We start from the raw sequence: 22931 nt of genomic DNA on the forward strand, positions 1-22931 counted from the left end.
TTTTTGGAAAAATGCAGCTACTTTCCGATGATAGTCAGCTTGGTGTGTCGAAATTGTGGCGGGCAGTGCATGTTGCATTTGTATTCTATTTGGCAAGTCTCTTCGAATGGGCGTTGTTAATACCGATATGGAGGGAGACAATTGATAGGTAAAATCGAATGTCATCTATAAGAATTTTAGTCTTTGTTTGGTGAATGTTTTTTTCTGCTTAATTAAGCGAGGTCAATGGACTGGCGTACAACATAGTGGCATGCATGGCTACAACGGTATCGCGAGCGACACGAACCTCTTGTAAATGCTGATGCTATTCGATCGAAAATGACTAATTAGCAATGGATGAGCAGCTTAGAGGCGCATTCTAATAATCCCGAAATCGCGCATTATAGAGGTGAATTGCGGCTGGTAGAAGCAGGAAAACCGGGTAGGTTGTTGGCCGCAAATGTGTCCCCTGCTAAGGCGTGGGAACATGTCAAAGCGTGGGCGGCGAGTAATGGGTACAGTGCATCGGGATGTGGAGGGTAAATGTTCAGTTACATTACGTTGAATGATTCGAGGGCTGTTGCTAGTGCTAAGCTTGCAATAGGGGAATCTTGCTTAGATTTTTCTGATATTGATTTCGGTCGCTTCAGTGTCGAGCAGCGTAGAGTTTTAGTAGGTTTAGGTATTGGCGGCGATTGCCCACGTCCAAGCCCTAGTATTAACAGTTTGGCGGTATCATCCCAATCATTATTCTTTGATGTTACTACTCAGGCTTCACCCTATCTTATTGCCTCTGAGGATAAAGTAGCTATAACCAAGCTGGTTATCCCAAATGGCTCCTATAGGGCGGAAATTGATGTTTTCTTGGATATTCCATTGCAGCAATTAGAAGGGCAAAATGCGTCCAAGCACATTAAGGATAGTTTTCAATACTCGCAGATACTTACTGTGATAGTGTCAATCACAGCACGCGCTGAATGGCATAATCATACAGAGAATTTTATTCAAAAGCCTGTCTATGAAGGTTATGGGCAGTTTGGGTTTATGTTAGCAAATCTCACGGCAATGGACGGATTTTTAAGAAAAAGATATGGAGATCGTGATATAAATTTAATTGATGAGTTTACAACGACTGAATTAGCAAACGATCTGTTTGACCAAGGTCTGATGGTATTGATTTGGGGGTTGAGTTCTTGGCATTATTTTATTTTCGCGCTAAATTCTGAGCGCGAGAGATGCTCTGTGCCTACTAAGCTGCTCCCTGATCTCAAAGGTTGCTATAAGTTGAGCTCGAGATTTAACGAATTTAGCGTAGTGCGTGGGACTGAACTCAATGACTGGAATCAGTGTAAACAAAAAAAGTGGCCTACTGTTCGCTTGTCTGGAATAGGGGAGAGCTTGAATGTTGAGTTCCATATTAAAAGATTTAACCCGGTTGGCGGCAGCCATGGTCCTGCATATCCTATAATAATAATGTGGCGCTCGGATGATTCTTCTGGTTTGTCGCCGATACTTGAGGTGGATATTGACGATGCGGAATAGTGATACGCATCTAATCGAGGCTGGGGGCTAGTTTTTTAACCACGTCGCTTCTGTTGGCAGGCCAACACCTCAATCACCTGTACTACGGCAGCGGTCATCTATAGGGAGTGAATTCATGGTAGGTGTGGATAAGAACTATATTTTATTTAGTTCAGTAGTCATTGAAATTGCGTCAAAAAAATTTAATGCCGGAGTCAGTCATGAGGAAGCTGAGCCGTTTGTAAAAGCGCTGTATGGAAAATATATTGGCTTAAATTTACCTCAGCCGGATTTGACGTGGATTTCGGCAACGCCCAAGTCAGCAAAAGCTTGGATTGCAGATGAACTGGAGGGTAAGTTCACTAGTTACGGGCCACGCCCTCGTTGGCTCCACGAACCAAGCTGGCGATATCTAGATGGTGTGCCAATGTCATTCGTACACCAGTTCTCTGTCGAGGCTGGAGGGGATGAGTATTATGGTGGTGTCATGACGTATGTTTTTTTTGGAAGGAATTTTATCGGGGGGGAGGATTGGGAACTAGTCGTAAAAATGATTCAACAGGATAAAGATGAGGCCGGCTCCACTTTCCTGTAGTTTTCACTGCGAGAAGAGTTATCCCCCCGGCTAGTCAAGGCCGGTTGTTAGAGGTGATGAATGAAAGAGTTTATGCTTTTTAATTCTGAGGGGGCTGTAGGTCCGTCAGATATTTCTCTATTTGAAAAGTCGTTAGGGTTTACCCTGCCACGCGCATTTATAGATTTATATATCAATCACAATGGCGGCGAACCAAGCAGAAGCTGGGTCATCACAGATAATGGATATGATCCGATGCAGGTTGTGGACTTTAAACCCCTACTTAGTGAAGGGCCGAGAGGTTCATCAGATACTAAGTTCGTCGATGGGTGCTATAAGTTTATGACCGAAAGGCAGGTGATTCCGCACACATTGTTGCCTTTTGCAGTGGATGGTGGCGGTAACTTTTTCTGCTTGGACTTGCTTAGCGGTGCAGTAGTTTTTTACGCTGTTGATAGTTTTCGAGAGGAAATGAGCATGGTCGCCAATCAAGTTGCTGTTCAAAAAGTAATTGCTCGGACTTTCGAAGGTTTTATCGACGAGTTGGAAGAGAATCCTGGTTTTTAGTGCGCACCTGCTCAGGGGACAGTGTTATGAGACGTATCAAGTATCATAAGGGCAATTTCTAAAGAAGTTAGTTTTCGAGCTTGGTCGATCTTATGCTGCCTGCGCTAAGCGCATACGCCATTTAACTTCGCGATTAACAGCAACCTCGCGGCGGTAACTGTTTGTTGACGTGTCTAGAACGCAATCCGCTGCCGTTACGACCAACCGCAAATGGCCTGTATTCCCACACCTGCCAGTTCGACCAGGTCAAAGACAACCGCATCAAGCACTGGCGCGATCAGGAATATGCCTACGATGCGTGGGGCAATCTGATCGAAAGCGGGTGGGCTTATCCAAGCTGCAGACATCAGCTACGACTGCGAAAATCGGCTCGTCAAAGCTGAAACGCTGGAGAACGGCAAACTGCAAGGCATCGGAACCTACCGCTACGACAGCCTTGGCCGACGCATCGGCAAGACGTCCGAAATCAACGGCCAGACCGAACACAAACACTTTCTCTGGCAAGGCCTGCGCATGCTGCGCGAAGAAACGCCGTGGCAGAGCAGCCTTTATGTCTACGAGCCGCGAAGCTATGCACCTCTGGCGCGAGTGGACCAAAATGAAGGTGAGTCCGAACAGAAGCTCTACTACTTCCACACCGACCAGATCGGCACGCCGCTTGTTACGGACGCTGATGGCAGCGTTGTCTGGCAGGCGACGTACAAGGCGTGGGGTGAGGTGGACACACTAGCCGTCTACGAGGTGGAGCAGAACCTGCGTTTCCAAGGTCAGTATTTCGACGACGAGACGGGGCTGCACTACAACACGTTTCGGTATTACGATCCGCAGGTGGGACGGTTTGTAACGCAGGATCCGATTGGGTTAGCGGGTGGGGTGAACATTTACTCGTATGCTGTGAATCCGATTCAAGAGGTTGACCCGCTAGGATGGTGCTCCACCAAATTGGGCCAAAACATGGGTGCAAGAAGCGGAGATGGTATGGCCAACCATCATTTAATACCTGAAGAAATTTTGAAGAATCCACAATATGCCAGAATGTTCGATAAGCTAAAAACCATGGGGTTCGACGGTGATGGAACATCGAATGGGATCTTCTTACCTGGCAGCAAAAAATTGACGCAGCGTATTGACCTCCCAGGGCATTGGTCTAATCATGGTCAATATACAAGGGTTATAGAGTCAAAAGTTGCTAAGCTCAACGAATTGTTTGAAGCTGGAAAACTGTCTGATACTCAGCTGGCATTGGGCATTGGGCATTGGGCATTGGGCATTGGGCATTGGGAAGATCCAGAATTTCGCAAGGGCAGGGCTTGAATCTAACAAATTTGTTGTGGACGCAATTACGGGACGCTTGCTATGAAATTTAATCAAAATAAATACTATGTTTTGCAATACAGCGCGACAGATGACGGGTGTCCCGAAAGTTTGAATGGTTTTTCCAATCATGATAAATTTGAGTGGCGCCCATATGAGCTTTATCCTAAAGAACTAGATATCAAGAATAGCTATCGTCTTGAAGTTTCTGCGCTGGGTATGAGGCTTGAAGCGTTGAGTTTTGATTTTTATCAAGTGGGCGCTACTTATGTCTCGAAAAATTTTCTGAAAGTATGTGATGATTTAAATGCTAGATACAGGGCTATACCTCTAGAAATCTCGCTTGACGGAAGGTCTCGCAAGAATGAGTTTTTTATATTCCTTCCAGGCGAAAGTTTGCCTGTTCTCGATAAGGTTCGTTCGGTCTACGAGGTCTCAAAAGACATCGAAACTGGAAACGTTGTGCAGAGTCCACTGTACCCCGGTGCGGTAAGTATCGACAAGATTGATTCCTTTGTAGTATCTGAAGATGTTGGAAGTGATATTATTCGATGCCAGGAAACACTGGAATTATTTTGTAGCGAGCGATTCCGGCTGGCGGCAAGTGCGCTGAGGGGAATTTCATTTCTTGAAGTGGATGAAAATTATAGGTACGACCCGTGGACGGGTTTCGACGATATATAGCTAGGTGCGTATAAGCTGTCGTCGGGTTTGTTGTTTAAATATAAAATTGGGTGGCCGGATGAAAAACTCGGGCATGAAAACTGCGACAGCTTTTGAAATACCGCTTTGACGATTGCTATGGTTAACGCCCCTTAGCCAAACGAAAAATTTCGCATTCAAGCCTACTGGCGAACTGATCCGCACCCTCGACAAGCTGCGCGGCGAGATCAAGTACGAATACGAAGCCAACGGCCAGTTGCACAGCCGCGATACGGGCAGACTCGTCGACAGCGAGGAGTTCCGCTACGACGCGGCCGCCAACCGACTGAACTTCAACACCAGCCAGTTCGATCAGGTCAAAGACAACCGCATCAAGCACTGGCGCGATCAGGAATATGCCTACGATGCGTGGGGCAACCTGATCGAAAAGCGGGTAGGGCTGAACAAGCTGCAGTCCTTCAGCTACGACTGCGAAAACCGGCTCGTGAAAGCTGAAACGTTGGTGAACGGCAAACTGCAAGGCATCGGAACCTACCGTTACGACAGCCTTGGACGGCGCATCGGCAAGACGTCCGAGATAAACGGCCAGACCGAACACAATCATTTTCTCTGGCAAGGCCTGCGGATGCTGCGCGAAGAAACGCCGTGGCAGAGCAGCCTTTATGTCTACGAGCCGAATAGCTACGCGCCCCTTGCGCGTGTGGACCAAAACGAGGGCGAGTCCGAACAGAAGCTCTACTACTTCCACACCGACCAGATCGGCACGCCGCTGGAAATGACCGACGTTGATGGGAGCATTGTCTGGCAGGCCACGTACAAGGCTTGGGGTGAGATTGAGGCGCTAGTCGTCAATGAGGTCGAGCAGAACCTGCGGTTCCAGGGCCAGTATTTCGACGACGAGACGGGGCTGCACTACAACACGTTTCGGTATTACGATCCGCAGGTGGGACGGTTTATTACGCAGGATCCGATTGGGTTGGATGGAGGGATGAACCTCTATCGATATGTTCTGAATCCTACCGCGTGGATTGATCCGGAAGGGCTGGCCTCCCTCTTTGAGCTAGGCACTTATGGAGAGCTAAATGGCGCTTCTCACGTTGGAGATAATTTGCAAGCTCACGAACTGCTTCGCCACGAGTATTTAGTACAGCAAAATCTTGCGGAAAAGGGATCGCGGCTGGCGGGGAATCCGTCTATCGCACTTGACTTGGATCACCACACGCGTGGGCCGTTGAAGGACACCAGAGGAATAGGTGGGGCTCACTGGCATGAAACGCAGATCCGTGAAAGTCAGGGCTTGGGTCGGAATGAGTTTGCGCCATCGTTGAAACGAGAGTTAGATATTACATCGGGCGCCCTTAGAAAAAGTGGGGTTCCTAGCTCCCGGGTCAAACAACTTAAAAGATTGGCTAAGAAATTTCATAGTGGTCTCAATAAATGCGGATGAGGTTTATATGTTAGAAGTAAAAGAGATTATTACGTGTGTCAATTCGCTTAATGCATCCGGAATAGTTTTTGGTGGCAATGCGGCGCAAGTACATCAATGGCCGTTAAATCCAGATGGTGAACCTCTAATTCTGATAGCCACAGTGGATTGCGCTGCGCTTAGGCGGGAGATAGCGCTTGATAGCATACCGGCCGGCGGCGTGCTCTCGATTTTTTCAACCTACAGCAAAGAAGATTATTTTTTAGATAACATAACCTATTCGGGTGACCTTTCAGAGTTAGAGGCGCTGCAGGCGGGTTATACTTCTGTTGTCTTCGATATGGGCACTAGCACAACGGGAAGCCCAGTTAAAAGCATTCCCAGTGACAGCAAGGAGCTACGCACTAGGGAAATATCCGAGGACGAATTTCCAGTCTTTTCGATGTGCTCGCAAAACACGCCTAAAGGCCTGTTAATTCCTGAGAGCCTAAAAAATAATTATGAATTCATTATGCAAATCTACTCTTCTGATTTTGCAGAGCCCTTTCAGGATGTGTTCTATCTGACAGACGCAGTGGGATATCTTTTCTTAAATCGAGATGGCTCCGGTGATGGTCTTTTCTTCGTTCAAACGGGTTGATCCTGCCTATCTCGATTATTAAGCTATCGAGCCAAACAGTATAGAAAACTTGAGCTGTTAGATGGCATCCTGGATGCGTGTGAGTATATGTCTAACCTCGATGGCCTGCTCATCAGCGACATGGAGCGTGACGACCTGCACCGCGAGGTGCTGCGCACTCAAGGCAAACTCACCAGTTGCTTCGGCTATGACGCCATGGGCCGCAAGAGCTGGCAGTTTGCATCGACGATGCCGGCTGACAAGCTCTCGCAGATTCACAATCCCGGCGACAACAGCCTGTTGGTGGAGCACGGCCAGAACCCGATTCATCGCCGCCACGAATACGACCCGGCTGGCGAACTGATCCGCACGCTCGACAAACTGCGTGGCGAGATCAAGTACGAATACGAAGCCAACGGCCAGTTGCACAGCCGCGATACGAGCAGACTCGTCGACAGCGAAGAGTTCAGGTACGACGCGGCCGCCAACCGACTGAACTTCAACACCAGCCAGTTCGACCAGGTCAAAGACAACCGCATCAAACGCTGGCGCGATCAGGAATATGCCTACGATGCGTGGGGCAACCTGATCGAAAAGCGGGTGGGGCTGAACACGCTGCAGTCCTTCAGCTACGACTGCGAAAACCGTTTGGTCCGGGCTGAAACACTCGCCAATGGCAGACTGGAGAGTGTCGGCACCTACCGCTATGACAGCCTTGGACGGCGCGTCGGCAAGACGTCGGAAATCAACGGGCAGACCGAACACAAGCACTTCCTTTGGCAAGGTCTACGAATGCTGCGCGAAGAAACGCCGTGGCAGAGCAGCCTTTATGTCTACGAGCCCGGCAGCTACGCGCCCCTTGCGCGACTAGACCAAAACGAAGGCGAAGAAGAGAAGAAGCTCTACTACTTCCACACCGACCAGATCGGTACGCCGCTTGAGATGACGGACGTTGATGGCAGCATCGTCTGGCAGGCGACATACAAGGCGTGGGGTGAGGTTGAAGCGCTAGTCGTCAATGAGGTCGAGCAGAATCTGCGGTTCCAGGGACAGTATTTCGACGACGAGACGGGGCTGCACTACAACACGTTTCGGTATTACGATCCCGAGGTGGGACGGTTTATTACGCAGGATCCGATTGGGTTGGATGGAGGGATGAACCTCTATCGATATGTTCCTAACCCGACAGGTTGGATAGACCCTTGGGGGGTGGTGCAAGACAAAGGGTATGGGAGTCTGCAAGTCTGGCCACCAAGTCCCCGCTGTTAGGAAATCCGTTGGTCGGCCATGATTGTCAGGGTTACTTTCCAAAAATGGGTCAATTCAATAAGGTTGAACAGATTGTCGCCGATCCGAAAGCGATCAGAACTTTCAAGCCAGATGGTACCGTCGAAACCATTTTGAGGTCAGAATGAACGAGAAGTCCGAACTATTAGTTGAAAAGCTTCTCGATGAGGTTAAAAGGTCATCTTCCGGTGAGCTAGGACTTCCTTTGAGGCGACTGTTGTGGAGCACAATTACAACAGAGAAGTCAAATGCTGATAAAATAATAATTTTGACGACGCTTGATGTCATATGCGTGAAGCACGCGGGAGCAATCTGGTCTAAAAAGTTTGGGAGTGAAGACGGATTGGTTTCGATCTTGTCAGTTGCGTCTGGTGTCGCTGCGAAAACTATCCCACAACACAAGGCGTTGAGTATCCGGGACGAATTCTATGTATTCGTGGTGGAGGACCAAGAATATGAGGATGATGAATATCCAGCGATGTTTGTCGGCCACGCAGCTGCAAATAGTATCTCGACCGCAATAGATGATTTTTCATTTGATCCTTCTGACCTCAGAAATGACCAGGATCTTGATCCAGAGGCGTTTCAGCCTAGTTATTTAGTGGCTTCTGCTTTTGCCGGTGGCTTAGGCGATGATGGAGACACCGAGCGTCGTCGGCATTTTTGGGAATGGTATCTAAATATCGCTGTTCCGCAGGTTGTCTGAACAAAATTGTTTTTGTTGGACGATTTTGAGGGGAGAAAACTCACCATTTGTCTCGCCGTAGAATAATTGTGATCTAGTTTGTCAGATCCGATATCGCTACGACGACAACTGCTACCTCATCGAAGCAATTAGCCGCAATGGCGACTCGACGCGTCGACTCAGCTAACCCGAACGCGTCATGGCGATCCATAGCAATCCGTTGCGGCTGAGCTGCAACTGCAGCTGGGAAACCATCGGCGGGCAGCCGAGACTTTGGCGGCAGGCGCTACGGCATTGAACTCGACGAAGTTGGCAACATGACCGGCATCAGCCACGATTTCTCCCGCCTGATTGAGGAAGCCGACCCGCTAGGCCGCACTACCACGTACAAGCACCACCTTGGCACCACGCTGATTACCGAGACGACATTTCCGGACCGCGACGTCTGGCAAGCGCGCTACGACGTTGATGGCAACTCCATCGCTGACACAGATGCCCTCGGCCGCTAGACCGATTATCTCAACAGCGACGACGCGCTGTCGTATATCATCCTTCCCCGAACGTTGCACTTCGAATACCCGGGATGGAACGGGTCTGCGCACATCAAAAGCTTTCATACTGTTAAGGCAAAAGGATTATGGCTAATGATTTTCGACTCCGATTATCTTAAACGCGGTGCTTGGGTATGTTTCAGTGTGCTTGTATTTGCCATGATTCTCGGCCTCTCTGTTGTACCGTTCTTCTGGTCTGTCTATTTATTTATTTTTATCTTGAAGCTAAGTTGGTTTCTTTACTTGATCTATTTTTGTGAGAGGTTCACATTTTATCTGTGGTCAGTATTAGCCAGTGTGCAGGGTTTTCTGATCATACCGGCGAGCAGCATGGCCTATTCTATCGCCGCTGACGTATGGGGGGCGGTAAGTGCTGGAGCCTCAATTGCAGGATTGTTACCTGCGGCTTTAGTGCTTCTGGTTTTTTATTTAATTGCTCACACAGAACCGACGTTTCATCCATTTGAATACAGCGGAAACAAGGTGAAGGTGGTGCCGAAAGTTAGCAAGGATTCATCGGCAAGGTATTTTGTTGCTTTGTCGGCTGGTGCATCTACGCTAGCCGCGAGTGTCTTTATTAAATTTTTTGGAGTTTCGGCGGCGGGGGTCATTGGTGCGATTGTTCTAACCATCTGCGCTTTAGTAATTCTTTACCATATGCGTCATACAGTGAGAGCGCTGCGCACTTTAAGCATAAAGCAAAACACCACATCAGTGGCCTACACATTTATGGAGATCGAGGAAATTCGCCAAGCGCGTAGTCGCTGGTGGATCAGCAGATTTTTCAAGTGGGTAGGTTTCCGGCGCAAGTCCCCGAGTGCTTGATTGACGCTGATTCTGGCGCGCAGGTTCATCCGCTGATCGCGTGTTACTGGTTTAAGGAGTAGTTGAAACGATGGACCTCTCGTGGCTGTTTTCTGCACAGAACAGGCGCCTGTTCAAGTTGACCATGGCCCTCAAGGGTGGCCAGGAGCTGTTGCTTGAGTCCTTTGCGGGGAGTAAAGGGCTGTCGACGGATTTCGGGTTTCAGCTTGAACTCATTTCCGATGACACTGGCGTGAAGCTAAAGTCCGCGATTGGGCAGGCTGCGACCATCGAGATGGGACTTGCCTCGGGCGGCCGCCTATCCATCAGTGGTCACGTGGTGAGCTTCGGCAACAATGGCATTGACGGTGACATGTCTCGCTATTCTGCCTACGTGGGATCCCGGCTAGCCGCAATGGCGACCCAACACGTCGATTCAGCTAACCCGAAGGCGTCATGGCGACTCATAGCAATGCGTTGCAGCTGAACTGCAACTGCAGCTGGGGAACCATCGACTGCCAGCCGAGACTTTGGCGGCGAGCGCTACGGCATTGAACTCGACGGAGCTGGCAATATGACCGGGATCAGCCTGCCAGACGGCAACCTACTGCTTTCAAGTCCGTCGATTTCTCCCGCCTGATAGAAGAAACCGACCCGCTAGCCCGCACTAATCACGTACAAGCGCCACCTTGGCACCACGCTGATTACCGAGACTACATTTCCGAAAGGCAGCGTCTGGCAAGCGCGCTACGACGACAAGGGCAACACACTCCCGCCCGACTCAGCACCGCACCTTCCTCAAACACATCCAACCGACCAAACCCCAAACAAAATTGTCCCCTCCACCCGTCGGCGCCAAGGCACTTGCTTGTGAATGTCGTCTCACATCTATACGCGCAGACATCCTGCGCCGTAGACGGGAGAATCGTTATGGCGATTGAAAACAACGGGCCGGAAGCCGCGTATCCTGGGCCGGATGAAAAAAGCCCGGACACGGGCGAAGATCATGATTCGGGGCTTGAGCGCACCAGTTCCGAACCCAAGCAGGGCACTGTCGAAAGACCGGTGGACTGGAATCCGCCGCCGGGTAATCCGGGTTCTGATCAGGATGCTCAGGTCCCACGGGAGAACGGCAGCGCCAGGACAGACAGCCTGATCGATTCCGAGTAGTGCCGCTGTCACCCTCGAAGCCCAGGCATGCACCTGGGCTTTTTATTTGGCTCGTCGGTCAAGACCTAGAGACGATGCCTGTGTTTGCTCAGGCAAGCGCGCTCACAGGAATATTGCGCTGGTGATCTGGCCATCAGCCTTGATACCCCTGTTTGCACATCAGGTGGGCGGGCGGTCTGGGTTGAACGCCTCGACCAGGTATTCGATGACTTTACTCACGCGGGCGGTGTGGCGCAGGTCTTTGTGGGTGACGAGCCAGACGTCGTAGGTCTGCGCGCGGGTGCGTTGCGGCCACACTTGCACCAGCCCGTCGCGTTCGCCCATGGGGATCGGGATTTCCCCAAGCCCGAGCCCCGCTGCGAGCGCGGTGCGCACCAGCAGGCTGCTGTTGGCGCTGGCAACCACGCGTGCGGCTTGAACGGTTTCCTGTGCCAGGTTGTAGCGTTCGCCAGCGTCGACATGGGCCTGGAACCCGACGATGTCATGCCCGGCGAAGCCGCTGCCGATGTGGGGCGTGCCGCGACGGTCGAGGTATTGCTGTGAAGCGAACAGGCCGATTGGCCAGCTGGCGAGGCGTCGGACGAGAAGGTCCGGGTTGTCCGGTTTGATGGTGCGCAGCGCGATGTCCGCTTCACGCTTGGCCAGGTTGAGCATCTCGGTGCCCGCTTTGATTTCCACCCGTACGTCAGGGTACGCGTCATGCAGGCGGGCGACGGCGGGGATCACGAATTCGATGGCCAGCGAGTCCGTGGAGGCGATACGCACGAGCCCGACAGGCCGGTCATCCAGCCCCTCGATGCGCCGCTGCAGTTCATGACTGGCCTGTTCCATCTGCTCCGCGGCGTCCAGGGCGGCCTCGCCTGCGTTGGTGAGCGTATAGCCTTCGGACGTGCGCAAAAACAGCGTTGCGTTCAATGCCTGCTCCAACGCTGCGACCCGTCTGCCCACCGTTGCCTGATCGACATTGAGGGCGCGCGCCGCGCCGCGCAAGGTCGCCACCCGCGCCACTGCCAGAAAGAACCTTGCGTCATCCCAATTCATAGCGTCCACCCCCGCTGCAGATATGCATCGCCAGTATGCTGAATCGCTGCATTATTTCCTATGCCGGTGTGGTTATCCTGAATGCCTTTCACGGGCCGGTGTCACAGCCTGTACCGATCAAATCTATGAGGTGCTCCATGAATTTGCCTGAACGCATTAACTACATTCAGATCACTCAACCCGGCGGCCCGGAGGTTCTGCAACTGGCGCAGACCAACATGCCGGTTCCGGCTGAGCGCGAACTGCTGATCAAAGTCCACGCCGCTGGCATCAACCGCCCGGATGTACTGCAGCGCGCCGGCAAGTACCCGATGAAGCCCGGCATGAGCGTAGTGCCCGGCCTTGAAGTCGCCGGTGAGGTCGTAGGCGTGGGCAGCGCAGTGGCGGATTTCAAGATTGGCGACCGGGTGTGCGCGTTGACCAATGGCGATGGCTACGCCGAATACTGCACCGTCATCGAAACCCAGGCGCTGCCGATCCCCGACGGCGTGGACATGATCCATGCAGCGGCCATACCGGAAACGTTTTTCACGGTCTGGGCCAACCTGTTCGAACTGGGACAGGCGCGGGAGGGCTCGACGGTGTTGATCCACGGTGGCACCAGTGGCATCGGCACGACCGCATTGATGCTCTGCAAAGCACTGGGGATTCGCGCATTCGCCACGGCGGGCAGCGAGGAGAAGTGCGCACAGATCCGCGCCCTGGGCGGTGAAGCGATCAATTATCGCGAGGCTGATTTTGCCAAGGTCATCGCCGAGCGCACCGACAACAACGGCGTCGACGTCATCCTCGACATCATGGGTGGCAGCTATTTCGCGGGCAACGTGGCGTCCCTCGCACGCCGCGGCCGGCTGGTCATCATTGGCTTTCTGGGCGGTGCGTCGGTGAAAGACTTCAATCTGCTGACCCTGCTGGACAAGCAGGCATCGGTCACCGGCTCGATGATGCGTTCGCGCAGCGCGCAGGAAAAGGCCGACGTGGCTCGGGGCGTCAGGAACAACGTCTGGCCGTTGCTGAAAGCGGGTCAGTGCCTGCCGATCATCGACCGTGTCTTCCCGCTCGAAGACGCAGCCGGTGCCCATCAACGCATGGAGCAGGGGGACCACATCGGCAAGATTGTGCTGAAGGTCGTTTGATCCGGACGCATGTTGCCGACGGGACCCTGCGTATCAGCCCCTCAGCGGCCTGAAGAATGCCCTGATTTCCTCTGCCAGCAGCTCAGGCTGTTCCAGTGCCGCGAAGTGGCCTCCACGGGGCATGATTTCCCAGCGGTGGACATCGAAGACCCGCTCGACCCAGCTGCGCGGCGGCATCGGCAGCTCCTTGGGGAAGACAGCCACGCCCAGCGGCGCCGCAACCCGCTCGTCAGCCTTAAACACCAGCGGGTTCTGGCGGTTTTCCTTGTACAGCCGCAGGCTGGCGTCGAGCGTGCCGCCGAACCAGTACAACGCGATGTCGCCGAGCAGCGTGTCCAATGGCACCACGGTTTCAAGGTCGCCTGGGTGATCGACCCAGGCGTGGAATTTTTCAGCGATCCAGGCGGCCAGGCCGGCGGGTGAGTCGGTCAGCGCAAACGCCAGGGTCTGCGGCTTGGTGCTGTGCAGCGCAGCATAGGCGCCTTCGGACGCCGCGAACTGACTGCTGCGGGTGAGGAAGTCCTGCTCCTGCGCGGTCACTGCGTGCGGGCCATCATCGGTGTGCGGCCTGAAGCTGCCGGGAATGTAATTGACGTGCACGCCCGAAAGCATCGCGTGGTTGTCGCGGGCCAGCCACATCGACACGCCCGCCCCGATGTCGCCGCCCTGAGCGCCAAAACGCGTGTAGCCCAAGGTCCTCATCAACGACGCCCAGAGCCCTGCAATCTGCCGGGAACTGACGCCCGGCCGGGCAGGCGCAGGCGAGCAGCCGTAGCCCGGCAGCGACGGCACCACCACATCAAAAGCGTCTGCTGCATCGCCGCCATGGCTGGCCGGATCGGTGAGCAGCGGCAACAGCCGCTCCAGCTCCAGAAAGGAGCCCGGCCAGCCATGGGTGATGATCAGCGGCATGGGCTTGGGGCCGCTGCCGCGCTGGTGTACGAAGTGGATCGGCTGGCCGTCGATGTCGGCAATGAATTGCGGCAACTGGTTGATGCGCCGCTCGACACTGCGCCAGTCGAAGCGCTCGCGCCAGTGACTCAACAGCCGTTGAACGAACGCCGTCGCGGTGCCGTCGTCCCAGCTGTGCGGATCCAGGCCGTCTGGCAGACGCACGCTGCGCAGGCGCCGTTGCAAATCTTCCAGCTGTTCGCTGGGGACGGCCAGGGTGAACGGGCGGATTGGCATGACGATGTCCTGTGCAGTGACCGGATGCGGTGGATGTTCAGGTTGGCTGAATCAACGTTGCTCCACAAGGTTGAGAAAGCGCCGCGTGCGCTCGTTGTCGGGGTTGACGAGGATCTGCTCGGGCGAACCGTCGGCCACAATCTTGCCCGCTTCCATGAACAGCACACGGTCGGCGATATCCTGGGCGAACTTCATTTCGTGAGTCACCAGCAGCATGGTCATCTGCTGCTCGTGGGCAATGGCGCGAATCACCGCCAGCACTTCGCCGACCAGTTCGGGGTCCAGCGCTGAAGTGACCTCATCGAACAGCATCACCTGCGGACGCATCGCCAGCGCCCGGGCAATCGCCACTCGCTGCTGCTGGCCTCCGGACAGCTGCGCTGGCCAGGCGTTGGCTTTGTGGCCGAGCCCCACCCGTGCGAGGTACTGATGGGCGCGCTCGCGCGCCTCCTCGCGGCTGAGCTTCAGCACCCGAAACGGCGCCTCGGTGACGTTTTCCAGCACCGTGAGGTGCGGAAACAGGTTGAATTGCTGGAACACCATGCCGACCCGATGCTCCACCGGCGCCTTCTTCGTGCCAGGCCAGCGCCAGCCCGATGAACGCCCCGGCACCGATGCGCCCGCCACTTCGATGCTGCCTTGCTGGTAGGTTTCCAGCCCCTTGATCAGTCGCAGGACCGTGGATTTGCCCGAGCCGCTGGGGCCGATCAGCGCGACTTTCTGGCCTTGTGGGATGCTCAGGTCCAGATGGTCGATCACCCGGTTGGCGCCGAATTGCTTGACCACCTGTTTGAGGACAATCTGCGGCGCACTCAGAGGTGAGCCGTGTGCGAGATCAGACATGACTGCGCCTTTCGAAGTATTTGAACAAGAGAGAAGTGGGGATGCTGATCGCCAGAAACATCAGCGCCATGACCGTGTACGGTTCGTTGTAGCGATAGGTCATGCCGGCGATCTGTTTGGCCGCCTGGAACAGTTCGGGAATGGTGATCACGGCCAGCAGCGGAGTTTCCTTGAACATGCCGATCAGGTAATTGCCAAGCACCGGCAGCATCGGCTTGAGCGCCTGCGGCAGGATGATGCGCTGCCACGTGGTGGCGGGGTCGAAATCCAGCGCACGCGCCGCTTCCCATTGTCCCGCCGGCACGCCGTCGATGGCGCCGCGGAACGCTTCAGCGATGTAAGCGCCGTAATACAGCCCCAGACCGATCACCCCAGTCGTGATTGCCGGCAACGTGATGCCGGCCAATGGAAAGGCGAAGAACAGCACGTACAGCTGCACCATCAGCGGCGTATTGCGGAAAAAGCTCAGGTACCCGGCGCTCAGGCGACGGACCGCGGCAAACCGCGTGCGTTGGGCCAACGCCAGCAGCAGGCCGACAAGCACGGCGAGCAGAAACCCCAGCACGACCACCTGCACGGTGACCACCAGCCCGTCGAACAGGTCCGGAACGATCGACCAGGCGAATGCGTAATCGAAGTTCATGCAGCCACCCCGCGACGCCACGAGGTCACGCGTTGTTCGTAGCGTCTGACCAGCCAGCTCAGCGGCCAGGCCATGGCGAAATAACACACCAGCACGATGCTCCAGATCAGTGTCTGCTGGCCCAGCGTGGTGATCAGTTGCCCGCCGGAGAAGGTCAGGTCGCTCAGGGTGATCAGCGACACCAGCGACGTGGTCTTGAGCAGTTCCACCAGTTGGTTGCCCATGGGCGGCAGCATGAAGGGCAGCGCTTGCGGCAACACAATGCGGCGGAACGCAGTCAGTGCGTCGAAGTCCAGCGCGCGAATCGCATCGCGCTGGCCGCGACTGACGTTGCTCAGCGCCGAACGCACGATTTCCGAGCCGTAGGCAGAGAACGTCAGGCCAAGCCCGAGAATGCCGGTGACCATCGGCGACAGGCTGATGCCGAACAGCGGCAGGATGAAAAACAGGTAGAACAGCAGGACCAGGGCAGAGATACCGCGCAGGATTTCCACGTACACCGTGGCTATCCAGCGCAGTGCCCGCCAGGGCGACAGGCGCATCAGGGCGATGACGAAGGACATCATCACCACGATCAGTTGCGCGAAAAACGTGATCTGCAGCGTCACCAGTGCGCCGTTGGCAAGCTGACGAGCAATGAAACGTGCCGTTTCCACGGCAGAAGGATCGATGAACATGGCCGTACTCGTGTGGGTCGGGGCCGGATCAGGCGTGCGGATGGTTGAACGTGCCACTGAGGTAGAGCGGACACAGGCGTTCTGTGGGAGTGAGCTTGCTCGGGGCCGCCATCGGAAGAAGACGGACTGCCGGGCTTTGCATTTGCAGTGCATGTCCCGGCCCCTTCGTGAGCAAGCTCACTCCCACAGTGGAGGGTTCGTCAATCCAGCCACTGTCCTTTTGCTGATGGGCCTTAACGGTTGCAGCGTTGCTCGGCGGTGACGTCAGCCGGTGGCAGCTCGTTTTCGGTGTAGCCGTACTTCTGCAGAATCTTCAGCAGCTCGCCAGAGGCGCGCAGTTTGGCCAGTTGCTCGTTGAACGCCTGGGTGAATTCCGGATCGTTCTTGGGCAGGCCGTAGGCGTGGTAATTCCAGGTCGGCTTGCCTTCAGCATCGGGAATCTGGTCGAACGGCAGCGCACGCTCAATGGCCGGGCTGTTGGCTTTCTTGACCAGGCTGATGATCTCCGCATCCGGGAAATACACCACGTCGACGCGATCGGCCTGCAGCGCCGCGAGGGCTTCGGTGTCCTTGTCGAACAGCACGACGTTGCCGGTGGCAATGCCGCTGTCCTTGGCTTCCTGAACCTGATTGCTGCCGGGCTGGGTGGCCAGGCGCGCCTTGCCATTGGCGGCGACGTCTTTGAGGCTGTGCAGCTTGAGCGGGTTGCCGGCCTTGACGATGAAGGCGCCGCCGGAGCGGGTCACCGGGTTGGAGTAGCCGATCACCTTGCAGCGCGCCGGGTTGATGAACAGTCCGGCGCCAATCAGATCGAAGCGGCCTGCGGCGAGCCCCGGTACCAGCGAACCGAATTCGGTGATGGGCGTTTCCACCTTGGTGATCCCCAACTGCGAGAGGATTGCCTGGAGAATCTCGACGTTGGCGCCCACGGTCTTGCCATTGGTGTCGATGTACGCGTAGGGCTGCTCGTTGGCAATCCCGGCGGTCAGGCCATGAGTGCGACCTTTTTCCAGCAGACCGGCGCTGGCGGACGAGGCGAGGAGGGCGTTCAACAGCACGGCGGAGCCGATTAAAGCAGACGGCGATTTAAGGCCTTTCATGGGAATGCTCGAAGTCAGAGGCTGAGGTAAGGGTAGGGGGTCGATGCCAGGTTCAGGGTTTCCAGATGCCGACGTCCTTGGCGTCCACTGCCTTGGGCAGCAGGCCTGCGGCGAAGAACGCGTCGGCGATCTTCTGCTGTTCGCCCAACTGGTCCGCTTTCACAGGCTCCACCTGATAACTGCGGTGGGCGTTGGCGGCTTCCACGGTTTGCACATCAAGGTTGCCCCACAGTGGGCCGAGCACTTGAGCGGCGTCGCGCGGGTTTTTCTTGATCCAGTTGCCCGCTTCCTGAAGCTGCTGATACACAAGCTTGAGCACCTCAGCATGCGCCGTCGCGTAGGCGGTGCTGGTCAGGTAATAGCGTTTGTAACTGGCAAGGCCGGCGCCATCGGCGAGGGTTCGGGTCGGCAACTGGCGCTGAACGCTGGTGAGGAAGGGCTCCCACGTCACCCACGCGTCGACCTTGCCGTTCTCGAAGGCAGCGCGGCCGTCGGCAGGGGTGAGGTACGCCGGCTGAATGTCGGCGAAGGTCAGTCCGGCCTTGTTCAGCGCGGCGATCAGCAGGTAGTGCGTGCCGGCAGCCTTGGTCACCGCGACCTTCTTGCCCTTGAGGTCCGACAGCTGCTGAATGGGCGAATCCTTGGACACCACGATCGCTTGCGCACTGGGCGACGGTGATTCTTCTGCGAAATAGGTCAGTTTGGCCTGCGCGGCCTGGGCAAAGATCGGCACGGTGTCGGCGACATCGGCGCTGATGTCGACATTGCCGATGTTCAGCGCTTCCAGCAGCGGCAGACCGCTGGGGAACTCATGCCAGCTGATGTCGATGTTGTCCTTGGCGAGGGCTTTTTCCAGCGTGCCCTGAGCTTTGAGCAGAGTGATCAGGGTCGACGATTTCTGGTAGCCGATGCGCACGGTTTCCTGCGCCCGCGCCGGGAGGGGCAGTGCAGAGGCCAGTGTAAAGACCAGGGCAATCGCCAGGCCTGCGAGCAACGGACGACGAAGCATCGATGAGGAGCGGTCAGGTGCGAGGTGCATGGTTGAACTCACAATCGGTTGATGGCTGGCTGGCGGTAAGCCATCGATCATAGAGTTCTAAAAAATATTCTTTAAATACCTTATGGCTATTAGCTTATGCAGGCTTGTACAGGTTGGCTGACGCACCGACCTCTTCCCGGCTAAAGCCGGTCCTGCAGACGCTGCAAGTGTGTGGTCGGACCGGCTCCGGGCATTCCCAAATTCCGGCAGGCACAGTCCCTGTAGGAGCGCGCTTGCCCGCGAAGGCTGAGTTCCAGACGCTGCATATCCAACTGATGCTCCGACCTCTTCCCGGCTAAAGCCGGTCCTGCAGACGCTGCAAGTTTGTCGCAGGACCGGCCCTGGGCATTCCCGAATTCCGGCAGGCACGATCCCTGTAGGAGCGCGCTTGCCCGCGAAGGCAGAGCCAGGGATGGGCGATCACGTCATGCGTGCTCGCCTTTTCTGAGCCCAGGCAGGGCGCTTACTTTTCGGCGACTTCGTTGGCCTTTTCAGGATTGAAGCCGTCGAAACTGTCGAACACACCCATGAAGCCCGAAACAGTGGCTTCACGCGCCCAGTCGCGCTGCAGCTCGCAGTACATCTGCACGCGGCTGATCAACTTCACCCCCGCTTGCTCCATGCGACGCAGCGCCGCCTCGTGCGCGGCGACCGACGTACCGCCCACCGCGTCCACTGGCACATAGACTTCGTAGCCTTCCTGAATCGCATCCAGGGCAGGGAAGGTCAGACACGCCTCTGTCCACAGCGCGGTGATGATCAGCTTGCGCCGGCCGAGCGCCTTGACCGCCTGCTTGAATTCGGTGTCTTCCCAGCTGTTGATCGAGGTGCGATCGTACGTCGGCAAATGCCCCAGCACGTCTTGCAGCTCCTGAATCGGCGGCTTGTTGCGGCCGGTCTGGACGTTGACCGTGGAGTGGATGATAGGGAGGTTGTAGTTCAGCGCGGCCTTGGCGACGCTGGTGATATTGAAGACCAGCTCCTGGCGCGACATCGAACGGATCGATGAGACCTGGATCGGCTGGTAATCGATGATGATCAACGCCGAGTTGTCGGGCGACAACAGCTGATCGGTGACGGGATTACGGAGAGTTTCGCTCGCCATTACGAGATCCTTTTTTGTGGTTGTGATGCACGCTTGCGCGGCACTTGGATGGGGCTCTTCCCTGGGCGAAGGTCGCTCGTCAGCGCTGCGGCCAATGGCGACCAGACATTGCGGGTCTGGCGTTACCGGCGACCTCGCTTGAGGAACAACATTGTGCTGTTGCTCCACATGCTCCGGTAGTAGCATTCCGAGGCAAGCTGTGTTGCCAAAAGGGGAACAGTGATTTGGATATCGAAGAGCTTCGCACGTTTGTAGAGGTGGCCGATGCGGGGGGCGTTTCGCCTGCTGCGCTTCGGCTGGGTGTCGCCAAGTCAATCGTCAGTCGCAGGCTGGCCAGACTGGAAACCGAGCTGGGCGTGCAGCTGCTTGCCCGCTCTACGCGCAAAACCGCGCTGACTGAAGCCGGCTCGACGTTTCGGGATTACGCGGCGCGTGTCTGCGCCGAAATGGACGTCGCCAGAGAAGCGATTTTGCCGACCGGTGCCTTGCGTGGCCGCCTGCGTGTTGCGGCGCCGCTTTCTTTTGGCCCGACCCATTTCGCGCCGTTGCTGGCGGAATTGGCCCGGCGTCATCCCGAGCTGCATGTCCAGACCTGCTACAGCGACCGCTTCGTCGACCTCATCGCCGAGGGCTACGACTGCGCGATCCGGGTGGGCTACTTGCAGGATTCCAACCTGATGGCGCGCTGCATCGGGCCGATCAACACCCGGCTGGTCGCGAGTCCGCGCTACGTCCAGACTCACGGTGCGCCGCAGTCGCCGGACGAACTCATCGCCCATGAAGCGCTGATGAAGGGCACCGAAGCCTGGCAATTCATGGACGGCAACAAGGTGATTTCGGTTCGCCCGCAAGGGCGGTTCAAGGCCGACAGTGGTGTGGCCCTGGTCGCCGCGGCGGTGGCGGGGCTGGGCGTTGCCTACCTGCCCGATTGCCTGACTTACGACGGCATTGCATCAGGCACTCTGGTGCCGATCATGACGGCCTATCCGCCGCCGCCTGCGGGTGCGTACGTCGTGCGCCCACCGGGCCAGCATCCGGCACAGAAGATTCGCGTGCTGACTGAACTGTTGATCGAATACTTCGGAGAGTCGCCGCACTTTGCCGCGGATCTGGCTGCCGGGCCCGAGCGTTAAAGAGGACTGTCGGCGAGGGGTGAAGGGCAGAAGCAACGAACGGCCTGGCGGTGAGCGACAGGCCGTTCGGGTCACAAGGGATTGTTTGATGCCCGATATCAGAACAGCAGCTTGAACACTGCGATGACGACGATCAGGCCGATCAGGAAAATGATGCCAACGGTACCGCCCAGAAACTTCAGCATAAAACTTACTCGCGACAAATGGATTCATAATGCTTGACCGTCCGGGCCGCCGCTTGGTTCGGTTTTTTTCCATTCTCCATGCCCGTCCTGAGCGCCACATCGCGTCGGGCTTTAATCTCTTGATCAAGGCGTAAACCATGCAGCGACTGATTTTTCTGGCAGGGATGTTGTTAGGCACGCAAGCGATGGCCAATGGCGCCATTGAACCGGTGGTGAAGTGGACCCTTCTCGATCAGAACGACAAGGCCTATACGCTGGACAGCCAGGCGCACGTGCTGCTCGTGGCGCGGAGCATGTCGGCGGCCAAGCTCGTCAATGCCGCCGTCGGCGACGCCCCTCAGGGATACCTCGAAGAGCGGGGTGTGGTTTACGTGGCGGATATCGAGATGATGCCTTCGCTGGTCAAGATGGTCGCGGTGCCGGCGATGCGCTCGGCCAAATACCGGATTCTGCTCGACCGCGACGGCAGGGTCGCGCGGCAGTACAACGGCGACAGGGACTCGGTTCAGTGGCTGACCTTGCAAGACGGCGCCGTTGTGCAGGAAAAGCGCTTCACTGACGGCGCAGCGCTCAAACAGGCGGTCGCGCAGCAGGCACAGCCCTGATCAGGCACCGACCGCCGCGCGCTCGAAGATCGTCTTCATGTAGCCGGAGATCATCGTTGAATCACCGAAGATCTCCCGCAGGCTGAGCTCGGCGTTGACCAGATGCAAGTGCAGCTGCTCCTGAACCCGGGCTTCGCCATACAGGGAAACGAACGTGCTTTTGCCCGCGTCCTTACCCTGATCCTTGTCGCTGTCGGGGCAGCTGTCTCGCAGATCGTCATACATCTGAAACGCCTGCCCCAGTTCCACGGCAAACACCTGCAACTGCGGCCTGACGCTTTCGGCTGCGTTGCTGATCAGCCAGGCCATGTCAACGATGGCGCCAAACAGAACGCCGGTCTTGAGGTTATTGGTCACGGCAATCTCCTCGGGACTGCGCGGGTGCTGACCGTCGCGCAGGTCCTGAAACTGACCGCGCACCAGGCCTTGCATACCGACGGCATTGGCGGCCAGTTCGACCAGCTGGGTCCGGGTCGCTGGCGCCAGATCGCTGATCGAGGCGATCACCCCGAATGCGCGGCTCAACAGTGCCACGGCGGTGAGGATCGCAACGTCTTCGCCGAACTTCAGATGCACCGTGGGCCGGCCGCGCCTGAGGGCGGCGTTGTCCATGCACGGCATGTCGTCGAGCACCAGCGACGCTGCGTGGATCATCTCCACCGCGCAGCCCAGGTCCAGCCCCGAAGTGCCTTCATGGCCCAGACCCTCGGCCGCGAGCATCAACAGAATAGGGCGCATGCGTTTGCCCGGCGCCAACGTACACTCACGCATGGCCAGGGCAACCAGATCGCGTTCATTGCCACTCTCCGGCAGCAACTCATCGAGTCGCTTCTCGATGGATGCACGTACGTGAGAGAGACGCTCAGTGAAGCTGTGATCAAGGGAAGCGTCTGTGTCGATGGTCATCGGGAGGTGCACCTCAGCCTGTGGCGATTGAACGTAGCGATTGAACGGCGCTACCGGATCCTTTGACCTGCAGCCTGAAATACGCGGAACGACTCAACGTTCCAGCTGCCTGAGTCTGGGTAAAACTTGTACAAAATATGCGTCGATTGGCATTCTTGTACAAGTTCCGT

22 protein-coding genes and 3 pseudogenes are annotated in these 22931 nt (G+C 56.1%); 16 read left to right on the forward strand and 9 right to left on the reverse strand.

Annotated features, from left to right (window positions below; translation table 11 throughout):
• The first annotated feature begins 522 nt into the window (after positions 1-522).
• The 13 genes and pseudogenes from BMZ10_RS27350 to BMZ10_RS01580 all read left to right on the forward strand — a co-directional run bounded on the left by BMZ10_RS27350 (position 523) and on the right by BMZ10_RS01580 (position 11160).
• A complete protein-coding gene (locus BMZ10_RS27350) occupies positions 523-1521 on the forward strand; it encodes a hypothetical protein (RefSeq protein ID WP_143070240.1) in 999 nt (332 codons plus the stop codon).
• 115 nt (positions 1522-1636) lie between these two features.
• Positions 1637-2095, forward strand: coding sequence for a hypothetical protein (locus tag BMZ10_RS01525; RefSeq protein WP_093458299.1), 459 nt, complete (start codon positions 1637-1639; stop codon positions 2093-2095).
• 60 nt (positions 2096-2155) lie between these two features.
• Positions 2156-2641, forward strand: coding sequence for an SMI1/KNR4 family protein (locus BMZ10_RS01530; RefSeq protein ID WP_093458300.1), 486 nt, complete (start codon positions 2156-2158; stop codon positions 2639-2641).
• A gap of 206 nt (positions 2642-2847) precedes the next feature.
• Positions 2848-3955: pseudogene (locus BMZ10_RS01535) on the forward strand (RHS repeat-associated core domain-containing protein); the annotation flags it as partial.
• 42 nt (positions 3956-3997) lie between these two features.
• Complete coding sequence (locus BMZ10_RS01540; protein ID WP_256214288.1) at positions 3998-4639, forward strand: hypothetical protein; 642 nt, start codon at positions 3998-4000, stop codon at positions 4637-4639.
• A gap of 160 nt (positions 4640-4799) precedes the next feature.
• Positions 4800-6065, forward strand: a pseudogene (locus tag BMZ10_RS01545) (RHS repeat domain-containing protein); the annotation flags it as partial.
• Between the two features lie 7 nt (positions 6066-6072).
• Entirely contained in the window at positions 6073-6684 is a 612-nt protein-coding gene (locus tag BMZ10_RS01550; protein ID WP_093458301.1) for a DUF1963 domain-containing protein, read from the forward strand.
• Positions 6685-6777: 93 nt separating this feature from the next.
• Positions 6778-7875, forward strand: a pseudogene (locus tag BMZ10_RS01555) (RHS repeat domain-containing protein); the annotation flags it as partial.
• A 199-nt stretch (positions 7876-8074) separates the two neighbouring features.
• Positions 8075-8656, forward strand: coding sequence for an Imm5 family immunity protein (locus BMZ10_RS01560; protein ID WP_093458302.1), 582 nt, complete (start codon positions 8075-8077; stop codon positions 8654-8656).
• Positions 8657-8952: 296 nt separating this feature from the next.
• Positions 8953-9144, forward strand: a complete 192-nt coding sequence (locus BMZ10_RS01565; RefSeq protein WP_093458303.1) for a hypothetical protein — start codon at positions 8953-8955, stop codon at positions 9142-9144.
• Between the two features lie 135 nt (positions 9145-9279).
• Complete coding sequence (locus BMZ10_RS01570) at positions 9280-10011, forward strand: hypothetical protein (protein WP_093458304.1); 732 nt, start codon at positions 9280-9282, stop codon at positions 10009-10011.
• A 70-nt stretch (positions 10012-10081) separates the two neighbouring features.
• Positions 10082-10477, forward strand: coding sequence for a contractile injection system protein, VgrG/Pvc8 family (locus BMZ10_RS01575; protein WP_093458305.1), 396 nt, complete (start codon positions 10082-10084; stop codon positions 10475-10477).
• Positions 10478-10920: 443 nt separating this feature from the next.
• Complete coding sequence (locus tag BMZ10_RS01580) at positions 10921-11160, forward strand: hypothetical protein (RefSeq protein ID WP_093458306.1); 240 nt, start codon at positions 10921-10923, stop codon at positions 11158-11160.
• A 159-nt stretch (positions 11161-11319) separates the two neighbouring features.
• On the opposite strand, the gene BMZ10_RS01585 is transcribed toward BMZ10_RS01580, so the two are convergent.
• The gene (locus BMZ10_RS01585) at positions 11320-12201 is read right to left on the reverse strand and encodes a LysR family transcriptional regulator (protein ID WP_093458307.1); all 882 of its coding nucleotides are present in this window, start codon (positions 12199-12201) and stop codon (positions 11320-11322) included.
• Positions 12202-12338: 137 nt separating this feature from the next.
• Between BMZ10_RS01585 and BMZ10_RS01590 the strand changes: the two genes are divergently transcribed.
• Entirely contained in the window at positions 12339-13337 is a 999-nt protein-coding gene (locus tag BMZ10_RS01590) for an NAD(P)H-quinone oxidoreductase (protein WP_093458308.1), read from the forward strand.
• A 33-nt stretch (positions 13338-13370) separates the two neighbouring features.
• Here BMZ10_RS01590 and BMZ10_RS01595 read toward each other — a convergent pair whose 3' ends face one another.
• The 7 genes from BMZ10_RS01595 to BMZ10_RS01625 form a co-directional block, all read right to left on the reverse strand.
• A complete protein-coding gene (locus tag BMZ10_RS01595) occupies positions 13371-14525 on the reverse strand; it encodes an epoxide hydrolase family protein (protein ID WP_093458309.1) in 1155 nt (384 codons plus the stop codon).
• A gap of 51 nt (positions 14526-14576) precedes the next feature.
• Entirely contained in the window at positions 14577-15368 is a 792-nt protein-coding gene (locus BMZ10_RS01600; RefSeq protein WP_093458310.1) for an amino acid ABC transporter ATP-binding protein, read from the reverse strand.
• Positions 15361-16011 carry an ectoine/hydroxyectoine ABC transporter permease subunit EhuD gene (gene ehuD / locus BMZ10_RS01605; protein ID WP_093458311.1) on the reverse strand — a complete coding sequence of 217 codons (651 nt, stop codon included), beginning with the start codon at positions 16009-16011 and terminating at the stop codon, positions 15361-15363. Before ehuD ends, BMZ10_RS01600 begins: the two co-directional genes overlap by 8 nt.
• Positions 16008-16688 (reverse strand): ectoine/hydroxyectoine ABC transporter permease subunit EhuC, encoded by a 681-nt coding sequence (ehuC, locus tag BMZ10_RS01610; RefSeq protein ID WP_093458312.1) that lies wholly within the window; start codon positions 16686-16688, stop codon positions 16008-16010. Before ehuC ends, ehuD begins: the two co-directional genes overlap by 4 nt.
• A gap of 233 nt (positions 16689-16921) precedes the next feature.
• Positions 16922-17788: an ectoine/hydroxyectoine ABC transporter substrate-binding protein EhuB gene (gene ehuB / locus BMZ10_RS01615; protein ID WP_093458313.1), complete on the reverse strand. Its 867-nt coding sequence runs from the start codon at positions 17786-17788 to the stop codon at positions 16922-16924.
• Positions 17789-17840: 52 nt separating this feature from the next.
• Positions 17841-18827, reverse strand: coding sequence for an aliphatic sulfonate ABC transporter substrate-binding protein (locus BMZ10_RS01620; protein WP_093459876.1), 987 nt, complete (start codon positions 18825-18827; stop codon positions 17841-17843).
• 463 nt (positions 18828-19290) lie between these two features.
• Positions 19291-19932, reverse strand: a complete 642-nt coding sequence (locus tag BMZ10_RS01625) for a hydrolase (protein WP_093458314.1) — start codon at positions 19930-19932, stop codon at positions 19291-19293.
• Between the two features lie 224 nt (positions 19933-20156).
• On the opposite strand from BMZ10_RS01625, the gene BMZ10_RS01630 reads away from it, so the two are divergent.
• Both BMZ10_RS01630 and BMZ10_RS01635 read left to right on the forward strand, forming a co-directional pair.
• On the forward strand, positions 20157-21065 hold the full coding sequence (locus BMZ10_RS01630; RefSeq protein WP_093458315.1) for a LysR family transcriptional regulator: 909 nt from the start codon (positions 20157-20159) through the stop codon (positions 21063-21065).
• 322 nt (positions 21066-21387) lie between these two features.
• Complete coding sequence (locus tag BMZ10_RS01635; protein ID WP_093458316.1) at positions 21388-21855, forward strand: hypothetical protein; 468 nt, start codon at positions 21388-21390, stop codon at positions 21853-21855.
• Here the strand turns inward: BMZ10_RS01635 and BMZ10_RS01640 are convergent, their stop codons facing one another.
• Positions 21856-22761, reverse strand: coding sequence for a polyprenyl synthetase family protein (locus BMZ10_RS01640; protein WP_093458317.1), 906 nt, complete (start codon positions 22759-22761; stop codon positions 21856-21858).
• Between the last annotated feature and the right edge of the window lie 170 nt (positions 22762-22931).

The sequence above is a fragment of the Pseudomonas sp. NFR16 genome (assembly GCF_900108875.1).
Lineage (GTDB): Bacteria > Pseudomonadota > Gammaproteobacteria > Pseudomonadales > Pseudomonadaceae > Aquipseudomonas.